Origin of the sequence: Fictibacillus nanhaiensis, from assembly GCF_023715445.1 — a bacterium.
GTDB lineage: Bacteria > Bacillota > Bacilli > Bacillales > Fictibacillaceae > Fictibacillus > Fictibacillus nanhaiensis_D.
Genome location: NZ_JAMBOD010000014.1, coordinates 24,141 through 37,248, shown reverse-complemented (window position 1 = coordinate 37,248; position 13,108 = coordinate 24,141). Strand labels below are relative to the sequence as shown.

At 40.2% G+C, this 13,108-nt stretch carries 10 protein-coding genes; all 10 read left to right on the top strand.

The window, feature by feature from the left end; all coding sequences use genetic code 11:
- Positions 1-547: 547 nt before the first annotated feature.
- Positions 548-838, top strand: a complete 291-nt coding sequence (gene spoVG / locus M3196_RS20215; RefSeq protein ID WP_066238133.1) for a septation regulator SpoVG — start codon at positions 548-550, stop codon at positions 836-838.
- A 227-nt stretch (positions 839-1,065) separates the two neighbouring features.
- The gene (gene glmU, locus M3196_RS20210) at positions 1,066-2,445 is read left to right on the top strand and encodes a bifunctional UDP-N-acetylglucosamine diphosphorylase/glucosamine-1-phosphate N-acetyltransferase GlmU (protein WP_251324143.1); all 1,380 of its coding nucleotides are present in this window, start codon (positions 1,066-1,068) and stop codon (positions 2,443-2,445) included.
- A gap of 30 nt (positions 2,446-2,475) precedes the next feature.
- Positions 2,476-3,426, top strand: a complete 951-nt coding sequence (locus M3196_RS20205; RefSeq protein ID WP_251324146.1) for a ribose-phosphate diphosphokinase — start codon at positions 2,476-2,478, stop codon at positions 3,424-3,426.
- A 94-nt stretch (positions 3,427-3,520) separates the two neighbouring features.
- On the top strand, positions 3,521-4,183 hold the full coding sequence (locus M3196_RS20200) for a 50S ribosomal protein L25/general stress protein Ctc (protein WP_251324142.1): 663 nt from the start codon (positions 3,521-3,523) through the stop codon (positions 4,181-4,183).
- A 106-nt stretch (positions 4,184-4,289) separates the two neighbouring features.
- Positions 4,290-4,850, top strand: a complete 561-nt coding sequence (pth, locus tag M3196_RS20195) for an aminoacyl-tRNA hydrolase (protein WP_251324141.1) — start codon at positions 4,290-4,292, stop codon at positions 4,848-4,850.
- 64 nt (positions 4,851-4,914) lie between these two features.
- Positions 4,915-5,145: an anti-sigma-F factor Fin family protein gene (locus tag M3196_RS20190; RefSeq protein ID WP_251324140.1), complete on the top strand. Its 231-nt coding sequence runs from the start codon at positions 4,915-4,917 to the stop codon at positions 5,143-5,145.
- Between the two features lie 102 nt (positions 5,146-5,247).
- Positions 5,248-8,787, top strand: a complete 3,540-nt coding sequence (gene mfd, locus M3196_RS20185; RefSeq protein ID WP_251324139.1) for a transcription-repair coupling factor — start codon at positions 5,248-5,250, stop codon at positions 8,785-8,787.
- Between the two features lie 142 nt (positions 8,788-8,929).
- On the top strand, positions 8,930-9,466 hold the full coding sequence (gene spoVT / locus M3196_RS20180; protein WP_276531455.1) for a stage V sporulation protein T: 537 nt from the start codon (positions 8,930-8,932) through the stop codon (positions 9,464-9,466).
- 575 nt (positions 9,467-10,041) lie between these two features.
- Positions 10,042-11,628 carry a putative polysaccharide biosynthesis protein gene (locus M3196_RS20175; RefSeq protein WP_251324138.1) on the top strand — a complete coding sequence of 529 codons (1,587 nt, stop codon included), beginning with the start codon at positions 10,042-10,044 and terminating at the stop codon, positions 11,626-11,628.
- The gene (gene mazG, locus M3196_RS20170; protein WP_251324137.1) at positions 11,625-13,067 is read left to right on the top strand and encodes a nucleoside triphosphate pyrophosphohydrolase; all 1,443 of its coding nucleotides are present in this window, start codon (positions 11,625-11,627) and stop codon (positions 13,065-13,067) included. The genes M3196_RS20175 and mazG overlap by 4 nt, the downstream gene beginning before the upstream one ends.
- Positions 13,068-13,108 lie beyond the last annotated feature (41 nt).

Genomic DNA, 13,108 nt, shown 5'->3' with positions numbered 1-13,108 from the left:
GGGTTACTTGGTGACGTCCTTCAGTAGAATGCTTAGATAACATGTATATTTCTCCCCTCAAACATTATCTAATTTAATTCTACAATAAAAAAAGCTTGTAGACATATACTTTGTCTACAAGCTGAAATAAGCTCCTATAAGGGAGCTTATTTTTTTGTATAAGGAAATTCTGTAGAGACGACCCCTCATGTTAGATACAAAGAATGGTTTTTAGGCCGTAATTTTATTTTATAGGCTGTAATTCTGATTTATAGGCCGTAATAAAAATTTTCAGGCCGTAATAAAAATTTTCAGGCCGTAAATTTTACTTTTCAGGCCGTAAATCCTCATTTATAGGCTTTTCGACAAATGAGTCCGAATAAAAAGAAGAAGTAATCCATAATCTTCCTTTATTGTTTTGATTACTCTCCTGAAAGCTTTAAAACACCGCTATTATTGAACTTTCATAAATTTTTTAAAAATTTTTATTTTTCAAAGAAGGATTTTGTAAAATGTTGAAGAATTGTAGTATTACGTTCTTATTATTGGAAAAAGGTGGTGTTTGTGAATGGAAGTGACTGACGTAAGATTACGCCGTGTAAATACAGAAGGCCGTATGAAAGCGATTGCCTCCATTACAATCGATCATGAATTTGTTATTCATGATATCAGAGTAATTGATGGCAATAATGGAATGTTCGTAGCTATGCCAAGCAAACGAACACCAGATGGGGAATTCCGTGATATCGCACATCCGATTACTTCAAGTACTCGGGAAAAGATCCAAAATGCGGTATTAACAGAATATCACCGTATGGGAGAAATGGAGTCTGCTTTAGAAGAAGCAGGTGCTTCTTAATATCCTGATAAGAATCAAGAGCCTGGTCACAAATGATTAGGTTCTTTTTATTTGCCTATTTTTATAATAATCTGAACATTTATATAAAAAATAGCCGTTCACCTCCATATTTTTCTCTATTTTTATCAAACCATTGACAATCCCGCGTCACTTCTTGAAATGCCCCCGTGTTTAAGATATATTCGTAATGGTATATTAAGAATTAGGAAAATGGATGGAGGTTCACTATGACAAATCGCTATGCGGTCATTCTTGCTGCGGGTCAAGGAACAAGGATGAAATCCAAATTATATAAAGTATTACATCCTGTATGTGGTAAGCCGATGGTTCAACACGTTGTTGAGCAGATCAGCTCACTTCAGATGAAGCAAATGGTGGCAGTCGTCGGCCATGGAGCAGAAAAGGTGCAAGAACAATTAGGCGATCACATTCAGTATGTTCTTCAAGAAGAGCAGCTTGGAACGGCTCATGCTGTTATGCAGGCAGAAGAAATTCTGGCTAATGAAGAAGGAGTTACTCTTGTCGTTTGTGGTGATACTCCGCTTATTACTTCTGAAACAATGGATAAGCTTATCGCAGAACACGAATCACTTGGAGCAAAAGCTACCATTCTAACAGCTAAGCCGGAAGATCCAACTGGCTACGGCCGTATCATTCGAAATAGTGAAGGAACGGTTGAGCGAAATGTGGAGCATAAAGATGCTACAGAAGAAGAACGGAAAGTTACGGAGATCAATACAGGAACATATTGCTTTGACAACAAATCACTGTTTGATGCACTTAAGAAAGTAAACAACGACAACGTTCAAGGTGAATATTATCTGCCGGACGTTATTGAAATCTTAAAAGATGCAGGTGAGGTTGTAGCCGCGTACCAAACACCAGATTTCAATGAAACGCTCGGTGTTAATGACCGAGTGGCGCTTTCTAAAGCAGAAAGCTTTATGAAAAAACGCATCAATGAGCGCCATATGAGAAATGGTGTTACATTAATCGATCCAGAACAAACGTACATTTCTGATGATGCAGAAATCGGAAGTGACACCGTTATTTATCCTGGGACGGTTATCTTAGGAAACACAAAGATTGGTGAAGAAAATATTATTGGTCCTCAATCTGAAATAAAAGACAGTGTTGTGGGCAATGGAAACACGATCCGCCAGTCTGTTATCCACGACAGTGAAGTAGGCAATGAAACGGCGATCGGACCTTTTGCGCATATTCGTCCAAAATCTGTTCTTGAAAATAATGTAAAGATCGGAAATTTTGTTGAGGTAAAGAAGTCCGTTATGAGTACGGGAAGCAAAGCTTCTCATTTAAGTTACATTGGGGATGCTGAAATCGGCAAAGATGTTAACTTAGGCTGTGGATCCATTACGGTAAATTATGATGGTAAGAATAAATTCCTGACAAAAGTTGAAGATGGTGCATTCATCGGCTGTAACTCCAACTTAGTAGCACCTGTTACGGTTGGGAAAAACGCTTATGTTGCAGCGGGTTCTACCATTACTAATGATGTACCGGCAGAATCGCTGTCCATCGCGAGATCTCGCCAAACCGTTAAAGAAAACTATGTTCAAAAGCTTAACGAAAAACAAAACCAATAATTATAAGAGTGGGGAAGGATGAAACCATCAATGAGTACGTATGTAGATCCTACATTAAAGGTTTTCACGTTAAATTCCAATAAGGAACTTTCAAAAGAAATTGCAGAGCACATTGGAATTGAACTTGGAGAAAGCTCAGTAACAAAGTTCAGCGACGGGGAAATTCAAATTAATATTGAAGAAAGTATTCGCGGCTGTGAAGTGTATGTTATTCAATCCACAAGCGACCCTGTCAACCAGCATCTGATGGAACTTTTAATTATGATCGATGCTTTAAAACGTGCATCTGCCAAAACGATCAATGTAGTTATTCCTTACTATGGTTATGCGCGTCAAGACCGCAAAGCTCGTGCACGTGAACCAATTACGGCAAAACTTGTGGCAAACTTGCTTGAGACAGCAGGTGCTACCCGTGTAATTGCAATCGATCTTCATGCAACTCAGATCCAAGGCTTTTTTGATATTCCTGTAGACCAGCTGCTTGGTGTGCCGATTCTGGCTAACTATTTTGCAAACAAAAATTTAGATGACATCGTTATCGTATCGCCAGATCACGGCGGCGTAACGAGAGCGCGTAAAATGGCTGACCGCCTTAAGGCGCCGATCGCAATTATTGATAAGCGCCGTCCTCGTCCGAATGTTTCAGAGGTTATGAACATTGTAGGTAACATTGAAGGCAAAACGGCGATTTTGATCGACGATATCATTGATACAGCTGGTACGATTACATTGGCTGCAAATGCACTAATTGAAAACGGAGCAAAAGAAGTCTATGCATGCTGTACTCACCCAGTTCTTTCGGGACCTGCTATGGACCGAATCCAAAATTCTTCAATTAAAGAGCTTGTTGTTACAAACACAATTGTTCTTCCTGAGGAAAAGAAAATCGACAAAGTTACACAGCTATCCGTTGCACCTTTATTAGGTGAAGCGATTATCCGTGTTCATGAACAGCTATCAGTATCCAAGTTATTTGATTAAGTTCATAATATAGAGATTCAAACTTCACGTTTTAAAATCTTTTATTTAGGGTAATCCTTTATAGAGACTCGAAATAGGAAAGGTGGATCTCAATATGGCAACGAATCTAACAGTCGAAAAACGAAGTATTGATAAACGTTCAACTTTGACGGAGCTTAGAAATAAAGGACATGTTCCAGCAAATCTTTATGGCTATGGAACAGAGTCTGTAGCATTATCCGTTGATGAGCCTGAATTTATTAAAGCATACAGAGAAGCAGGAAAAAACGGCGTACTTAAACTGAAAGTGGATGGTAAAGATTATTCTGTCATGGTACAGGAAATGCAAGTTCATCCCTTGAAAAATGCTGTTACCCACGTTGATTTTATTGCGATTGACTTAAATAAAGAAACAGAAGCAGATGTTCCGGTAGTACTTACTGGTGACTCTGCTGGTGTTAAAGAAGGCGGAGTTCTGCAGCGTGTTCTTGCTACAGTTTCTGTTAAGGCATTGCCTGCTGACTTCCCGGAACAGCTTGAGGCTTCTGTGGAATCATTAGAAATTGGCGACTCCTTATATGTAAAAGATTTGCCAACAGGCAAAAATTATGAAATTCTTCACGAAGAAGATGAAGTGGTTGCAAGTGTCACACCGCCTAAAATTCAAGACGAAGAAACTGATCCAGAAACAGAAGAAGCAGATGAAGCTGGAGATGCTCCAGAATCCTCTGAATCTGTGGCTGACGACAGCCAGCCAGGTCAAGAAGAAGAAAAGTAAGACGAATAGATTGCATATAAAACGCAGCAGCTGCTGCGTTTTTATTCTGTTTGTCAGAATTCATGTATAATGTTCATAAGACACTTAAAGGTAAGGTGAAACAAACGTGAAATTGTTTATTGGACTCGGGAATCCTGGATCTAGATTTGATGGAACCCGGCATAATATTGGGTTTGAAGTAATCGACAAACTTTCCGAATCCCTGAACATTCAGATGCAGCAGACAAAATTTAAGGGTATATACGGAACAGCAATCATTGGCGGAGAGAAAATATTTTTACTAAAGCCTCTCACGTATATGAATTTATCAGGGGAATGTATAGGTCCTTTTATGGATTATTTTCAAATATCGGTTGAAGACATCCTGGTTATCTATGATGATCTTGATACCCAGCCGGGCAAGCTAAGACTAAGAACAAAAGGAAGTGCCGGTGGTCATAATGGTATTAAGTCCATGATTGCACATCTTGGAACACAGGAATTTAAAAGAATCCGGTTCGGAATTGGACGTCCAACCAATCAGCAGCCGGTCCCTGACTTCGTACTGAATCGCTTTTCAAAAGTAGAACTGCCAGATGTGGAAAATGGAATAGAACGGGCTGTAAAAGCGAGTGAAGCTTTTATTGATACAACTTTTGATAAGGTTATGAATAAGTTTAACGGGTAAAGAATAGATTACACATGTTCCGCTCATAATGGTTAGTATAATGCTAACCGAAAGGGGAACGTACATGGCTATTCATTACCGGTGCAGGCATTGTAAAACACATGTTGGCACTATTGATCATCATACTGTTGATGCGGCAAATCTCGGGTTTGAAACATTAACTGCAGAAGAACGGCAGGAATTACTCTCCTATAAAGAGAATGGAGACATAGAGGTTACAACTACATGTGAAGATTGTCAGGATACATTAGAACGCTATCCTGAATTTCATACACTTAAATCATTTATTCAATAAGGTATTGCTTTGGCCGCAGCCTCTTTATGCAGGCCAAAGCCTTTTTCTGTTTATATATCACCGATTTAGAGCTATGAACAGCGTGTGAGAGGGGGAGAAAGAATGCTTGGATTAAAGAAATATTTTGGCCAGGGAGAAGATTTTGAATCTATTTTAAACGGAATCAATGCAGGGCTAAAAGAACAGCTTGTAGCTGGCCTTTCAGGTTCAGCACGGACAATGCTCATTAGCACTCTTTATGAAAATACAGGGAAGCCACAACTGGTTATTACACATAACTTGTTTCAAGCTCAAAAATTATATGAGGATTTAACTTCTCTTCTATCTGAAGATGAGGTTTATTTATATCCAGTCAATGACTTAATCTCTTCAGAAATGGCGATATCGAGTCCTGAACTTAAAAGTCAGCGGATTGAAGCTTTAAATTATTTAAGTAAAGCTTCTTCAGGAGTTATTGTTACACCAATTGCAGGACTAAGAAGGTATTTGCCTCCGGTTGAAATCTGGAAAGAAGCAGGTCTCACATTTCGAATGGGAGATGATTTAAATCCTGATGAGATTTTAAATAAATTAGTTGCCATGGGATATGAAAGAACTTCTATGGTTCAAACGCCAGGCGAATTCAGCGTGAGGGGCGGAATTATTGATATATATCCGCTTACAGTTAAAAACCCAGTACGTATTGAGCTTTTTGATACCGAAGTAGATTCTATTCGTTTCTTTGAAGCAGATACACAGCGTTCAAAGGATAAGGTTCAAGAAATCTCGATTCCTCCTGCTGAAGAACTCATTCTGTTTGAAAAGCATTATGAACAGGCTGCTGACCGAATTGAAGCCAGCCTCGCGGACACTCTTAAGAATATTAAAGACGATTCACTAAAAGAAACGCTTGTTGAAAATATCAGTTATGAAACGGGACGCTTAAGGGAACATCAGCAGTTTCAAAGTATGTATAAATACGCTTCATTATTCTATGACCAACCGGCAAGTCTTTTAGAGTATGTTTCTTCTGATTCCTTAATTATTATGGATGAGATCGGACGAATTCAGGAAACGAGCCAGCAGCTTGAGAAGGAGGAAGCGGAATGGCAGACCGCTTTACTTGAACATGGTGAGCTTGTGCAAAACCTGACGATATCGCCAGATACAAATACGCTTCTTGGTGATAAAAAGAAATTCCCGATCATTTACTTATCACTTTTCTTAAGGCACGTTCCACATACGCAGCCTCAAAATATATTAAATGTAGAATGTAAGAGTATGCAGAACTTTCACGGACAGATGAATGTGTTAAAAGGAGAAATGGACCGCTGGAAAAAGCTTGGATTTGCGATCGTTTTTGTAGCAATGAACAAAGAACGTGCTAACCGTCTTGAAAGAGTTCTTGCTGACTATGAAATGGACGCTGGCATATTAAACGAGGGTAAAGAAATACGTCCAAAAACAAGCCAGATATTGCTTGGAGATCTTGCGAGCGGATTTGAATCTGCTAAACAGAAGCTGGTTGTTATCACTGAAGAGGAAGTCTTTACGAAAAAAGCAAAGCGTCCAGCCCGAAAGCAGCGCATGACTAATGCTGAAAGAATAAAAAGCTACTCTGAGTTGAAGGTGGGCGACTATGTCGTTCATGTTAACCATGGGATCGGAAAATATTTAGGGATTGAAACTCTTGAGATCAAAGGTGTGCACAAGGATTATCTGCACATTAGATACTCCGGAAACGACAAGCTTTACGTACCAGTTGAACAGATCGACCAAGTCCAAAAATATGTAGGTTCAGAAGGCAAAGAGCCGAAGATCTATTCATTGGGCGGAAGCGATTGGAAGAAAGTAAAAAGCAGAGTTAAGTCTTCTGTACAGGATATAGCGGATGATTTAATCAAGCTTTATGCGGAGCGTGAAGCGAGCAAAGGGTATGCGTTCTCTGAAGATGGAGCAGAACAGAGTGAGTTCGAAGGGAGTTTCCCTTATCAGGAGACAGAAGATCAGCTCAGGGCGATCGATGAGATTAAGAAAGATATGGAAAGCATCCGTCCAATGGACCGCCTGCTTTGCGGTGATGTTGGTTATGGTAAAACGGAAGTGGCGATTCGTGCTGCCTTTAAAGCCATTATGGATGGCAAGCAAGTAGCTTTCCTTGTGCCGACAACTATCCTGGCACAGCAGCATTACGAAACAATCCGTGAGCGGTTTTCAGAGTTTCCCATTACGATTGGGAGCTTAAGCCGTTTCCGTTCTAAAAAAGAACAAAATGAAGTATTAAAAGGTCTGAAGGCAGGGACGGTAGATATAGCGATCGGTACACATCGGCTTTTATCAAAAGACGTGCAATATAAAGACCTGGGATTGCTGATTATCGATGAAGAGCAGCGTTTTGGTGTAACTCATAAAGAGAAGATTAAAACGCTTAAGTCTAACGTAGATGTTCTTACATTAACAGCAACACCTATTCCTCGTACACTCCACATGTCTATGCTGGGGGTACGTGATTTGTCTGTTATTGAAACGCCTCCTGAAAATCGATTCCCAGTCCAGACGTATGTCATGGATTATAATGGATCATTTGTGCGTGAAGCGATCGAGAGAGAGATGGGACGAGGAGGGCAAGTATACTTCCTCTATAACCGTGTTGACTCGATCGAACGTATGGCTGAACAAATTTCTATGCTTGTTCCGGATTGCAGAGTAGCTTATGCACATGGCCAGATGTCAGAGAACGAGCTTGAAACGGTCATGCTAGAATTTTTAGAAGGAAACTATGATGTATTAGTATCGACTACGATTATAGAAACGGGTGTCGATATCCCGAATGTAAACACACTGATTGTTTATGATGCAGATAAGATGGGCTTATCGCAGCTATACCAGCTTCGCGGACGTGTGGGACGTTCAAATCGTGTTGCTTATGCTTACTTCACATATCAACGCGACAAAGTTTTAACTGAAGTCGCAGAAAAACGTCTGCAGGCAATAAAGGAATTTACAGAACTCGGATCCGGGTTTAAGATTGCGATGCGCGACCTGTCCATTCGCGGTGCCGGAAACCTTCTTGGTGCCCAGCAGCATGGGTTTATTGATTCTGTAGGTTTTGATCTATATTCTCAAATGCTTGAAGAAGCGATCGAGGAACGAAAAGGAACAAAACCAAAAGAAGTGGAAGAAGAAGTGGAACTGAATATAGAAGTGGATGCCTATATCCCATCAAGCTACATTGCAGATGAAAAACAAAAGATTGAAATGTATAAGCATGTTCGTGCTGCTAAAGCGTTAAAAGATATATCAGACCTTCAAGAAGAATTTATCGATCGTTTTGGCGATTATCCAGTGGAAGTCGAATGTTTGCTGCTGGCGGCAGGAATTAAGCTTCGCGCTAAACGTGAAGGCATCAAAACGATTGAACAGAAACAAGACACCGTTAACATGCTCCTAACTGAGAGTTCAACTGCTTCAGTCGACGGAGCTAAAATGTTTGAGATCGCAAACAAGATTGGAAGACATGTTAACCTCGGAATGCAAAATAATCTGATGAAAGTGGTTATTAATCGAAAACGTCTGAAAGACTTGGAACTGCTGAAACAGATTGATCTTTTCCTAAAAGAAATAAAGCATGCGCGGAAAGAAAAGACCACAAATACGCGCTAAAATTTATTAAGCCCTCTTAATCGTGAATAGAACAGGAGATGTAACAAATAATAAACCTAGAAAATGGAACATTCTTTCTGGGAAGGAACCATTTTGTTGTTACATCAGTGAACTATCATCCGAAAGAGAGGGCATTATTTATATGAAAGCGACTGGTATCGTTCGACGTATTGATGACCTTGGGCGCGTAGTTATCCCTAAAGAAATCCGCAGAACACTGAGGATTCGAGAGGGAGATCCGCTTGAGATTTTTGTAGACAGAGATGGAGAAGTCATCTTAAAAAAATATTCTCCTATCAATGAGCTAGGCGATTTTGCAAAGGAATATGCAGAAAGCCTTGCAGACAGTACAGGTCATATTGTGTTAATTGCTGACCGTGATACATACATTGCGGTAGCTGGCGGATCCAAGAAAGACTATCACAATAAAGCAATCGGCAAAGTGGTGGAATCCTCTATGAGTGACCGGAAGACACTGGTTGAACCCAACGGAACCGAAGCCGAGCTTATTGACGGAGTTAAAGAAAATACATCCCATGTTATCGCTCCAATCATTGCTGGCGGTGACCCGATCGGAGCGGTCGTTATGGTCGGAAAAGAAGGAAAGAAGCTAACTGAACTGGAGCAAAAACTTGCTGAAACGGCTGCAGGATTTTTAGCCAGACAGATGGAGCAATAAGGAAGGGCTATCTTCGCCCTTTCTTTTTTTGTTGATGGCTGTTTTCGTAAATTTGTTGTTAATGGAAGTGGTTGATTTCCGCTCCAAGATGCTCGCTTTTCGCGGGGGGTAAGGTGAGCCCCGGTGAAAGATATATGAAGTGCTGTTCCTGCGCCTACAAGAAAAACAACAGCGAAGCAAGCTTCCTCGTCGCATGCCTGGCGAGAAGAATACCCAGGTTGTCGGCACCCTGATCTCGCAGGAGTCTCACACCTTGCGCTCCAAATAACTGTCAACGAAGGGTTTTACAAAAGGATTCTCAAAAAGAACATTTTATTAGAAAAGAGCCATGTTGATTGATAAGCGGCAAACTCTGCGTCTGAGACGAGCAAATGCTTTCTCATGTATTCACGTATCGCCAGACGATACGTGTCTAGAAGCTTTCTGAATCTACAAATTGGCACGGTTAATTAGGTCAATTATGGTATAATACGTTGAATTAAAAAGAATATAAACGGGATGTGTCGACACTTGTCGTCCCGGGAAATGTTTTTCCTAGAAATGAAAGTAATCGTTAAAGATTTTGAGGTATACGAATGAACACAAAAAAGACTTCTGTTTGGGAGGGTGCTTTGCTGCTGACTGCTGCGGCCCTTGCTGTAAAATTATTAAGTGCCGTCTACCGGATTCCCTATCAAAATATGACAGGTGATTTCGGTTTTTATGTATTTCAGCAAGCTTATCCGTTTTATGCGATAGCAGCTGCTGTTGCTTTTACTGGATTTCCGATGGCTCTATCTAAGATGATCGCATCCGAAAAAAGTAATAATGAACATCTTATTAAAACGTCAATTTGGACATCCTTTTTGTTAGGAATTGTCTCCTTTGTGTCCTTGTTTTTAACTGCCCCATACATAGCCTATTTAATGGGTGATGACTATCTGACATTACCGATCCGTGTAATATCAGTATTGTTTTTATTTATTCCTTTTTCCGCCTTCTTCAGGGGAACATATCAAGGGTATGGAGATATGCAGCTTACTGCTGTTTCGCAGTTAATTGAACAAACCGTAAGAGTTGCAGGAATCTTATTGCTTTCTTTTTATTTTGTAAGAGAAGGCTACTCCAGCTATGAAACAGGAGCAGGAGCTTTATCAGGTTCTGTTTTGGGAGCTGTTGCCTCAGGGTTGTTCCTTATGTTCTTTTGGAAAAAAGGGATTACTCCCCCTAATAATCCAAAGGCAAAAATAAGGGTTACATATGGAGTTGAACTGCTAAAAACGAGTATTTATTTATCTTTAAGTGCACTTGTATTAGCATTGATGCAGCTTGTGGATGCTTTTCTTTTTGTTAATGTGTGGGTCGAGAGCGGCATGGCGGCTTATGATGCCAAATTGCTAAAAGGGGTATTTGACCGAGGCCAGCCCCTCTTACAGTTAGGGACTGTAGCGGCAGCCTCGGTTGCACTCGCGGTTGTGCCAGAAATGGCTCATTTAGTACACGGAAATAGGAAAGCGGAAATTCGATCATTAACAAAACTGTCTGTAAAAATTTCTATAGTGTTTGGAGGAGCTGCGGCAGTTGGCTTGATCTGTATCATGGAACCTTTGAATACCATGCTCTTTAAAAATGCAGATGGATCATCAGCTCTGGCAATTCTATGCACAGCCATTGTTTCGGTTTCCATTATCTATACGTCAACTGGTCTTTTGCAGGGCGTTGGACATGGAAGGTATGCGGCATTCTCTATAGTAGCTGCTATGTTCGTAAAAGTAGCAGGAAACCTATTGCTGATACCGTATTTTGGGATGGAAGGTGCAGCACTCTCGACCGTCCTTGCTACATTAACAGCGGCAGTACTTCAAATCATAAAACTTCAAGCAGTCACACAGTTTTTGACTGGAGCCCGTAAGGTTAATTTGTTCTCCTATCTATTTTCATTAACCATAATGATAGCTGCTGTCTGGTTGTGGATGTTTATTGCTGAAAATATTTTTGTTGAGAATAACCGTTTAGATGCAATGTTTGTTAGTATTACTTCCTCTGCAATTGGCGGAGTAATCTATATCTTTTGCATCATCAAGCTTAAAATTTTTTCTAAAGCTGAATGGGAATCAGTTTTTCATTCTGTCAGCATAACAAGAAAGTTGTTAAGCCGGCTAAAGAAAAGGAGACCAAAATGAAAAAGAAAATTACGATTATAGGCTTAGGCGCAGGTAATCTAGAGCAAATGACGCTTGGTATATATCGAATTCTGGAGTCAGCAGAAACGATATATGCGAGAACGATGCACCATCCTGCAGTGGAAGAACTGGTTGCACAAGGTAAAGAATTTATAACGTTTGATGAAATCTATGAAAAACATGATCAGTTTGAACCTGTCTATGAGGAGATTGCTGAAGCGCTTTTTGAAGCTGCAAGCAAACATGATCAAGTTATATATGCGGTTCCCGGACATCCATTAGTAGCTGAACAAGCAGTCCAGCTTCTGTTGCATAGAGCTGCGGAAAAGAAAACGGAAGTAACGGTCGCTGGGGGAAAAAGTTTTCTTGATGAAATGTACACTGCCCTTAAGATTGATCCGATCGAAGGCTGTCAAATCCTTGATGGGACATCACTTAAAAAAGAAGAGATTCAAATTCGCCATCACATCATAATTGTACAAGTTTATGATGCTTTTCTTGCATCTGAAGTGAAATTGACACTAATGGAAAAATATCCAGATGATTATGAAGTAGCAGTTGTCACTGCTGCCGGAAGCTCGAGTGAGACAATCAAAAGAGTTCCACTATATGAATTAGATCAGACTGTAACACTAAATAATTTAACCGCTGTATATGTACCGCCTGTTAAAGAGGAAACATTCATGTACCGAGACTTTGCTTTTTTAAAGAATGTGATTGAAAGATTAAGAGGCCCGGGGGGCTGTCCATGGGATCAGAAGCAAACACATGTCAGCTTGAAAAAATACTTAATTGAAGAAGCTTATGAAGTGTTAGAAGCTATAGACGAAGAAGATGATGAGACGCTGGCTGAGGAGCTTGGGGATGTATTGCTGCAAGTCCTGCTTCATGCTCAAATTGGAGAAGAAGAAGGGTTTTTTGCGATAGATGATGTGATCGCAGTCTTAACGGAAAAGATGATCAGGCGCCACCCGCACGTATTTAGAGATGTAAGTGCTGAGGATGCCGATGAAGTGGTTGCCAACTGGGAAGCTATAAAAGCAAAAGAAGCGGGCAAGGAAGACAGAGAGTCTCTCTTAGACGGTGTACCTAAAGGAATGCCTGCTATTCAAAAGGCTTTCCAGTATCAGAACAAAGCTGCAAAAGTTGGTTTTGACTGGAAAGAGGCTGGACCCGTCTATGATAAAATCCTTGAAGAATTAAAAGAATTTCAGGAAGCAAAAGGTGAAGAACAGCTGAATGAGCTTGGCGATTTGCTGTTTTCTGTTGTCAATTTAGCGCGCTTTTATAAAATTGATCCTGAAGAAGCGCTCAATGCCACAAATAGAAAGTTTTACAGCCGTTTTCGTTATATTGAGACAGCATTGAAGGAGAAAAACCTTTCTTTTGAAGACGTAACATTGGAAGAAATGGACCGTCTTTGGGTTGAAGCAAAATAATTTTTTTTTCAGTAAAGAAGGATTATAGTGAGAAATAGAGA

Coding starts and splice junctions, on each gene's coding strand:
- spoVG (WP_066238133.1), top strand. CDS start 548: ATGGAAGTGACTGACGTAAGATTACGCCGTGTAAATACAGAAGGCCGT.
- glmU (WP_251324143.1), top strand. CDS start 1,066: ATGACAAATCGCTATGCGGTCATTCTTGCTGCGGGTCAAGGAACAAGG.
- M3196_RS20205 (WP_251324146.1), top strand. CDS start 2,476: ATGAGTACGTATGTAGATCCTACATTAAAGGTTTTCACGTTAAATTCC.
- M3196_RS20200 (WP_251324142.1), top strand. CDS start 3,521: ATGGCAACGAATCTAACAGTCGAAAAACGAAGTATTGATAAACGTTCA.
- M3196_RS20190 (WP_251324140.1), top strand. CDS start 4,915: ATGGCTATTCATTACCGGTGCAGGCATTGTAAAACACATGTTGGCACT.
- mfd (WP_251324139.1), top strand. CDS start 5,248: ATGCTTGGATTAAAGAAATATTTTGGCCAGGGAGAAGATTTTGAATCT.
- spoVT (WP_276531455.1), top strand. CDS start 8,930: ATGAAAGCGACTGGTATCGTTCGACGTATTGATGACCTTGGGCGCGTA.
- M3196_RS20175 (WP_251324138.1), top strand. CDS start 10,042: ATGAACACAAAAAAGACTTCTGTTTGGGAGGGTGCTTTGCTGCTGACT.
- mazG (WP_251324137.1), top strand. CDS start 11,625: ATGAAAAAGAAAATTACGATTATAGGCTTAGGCGCAGGTAATCTAGAG.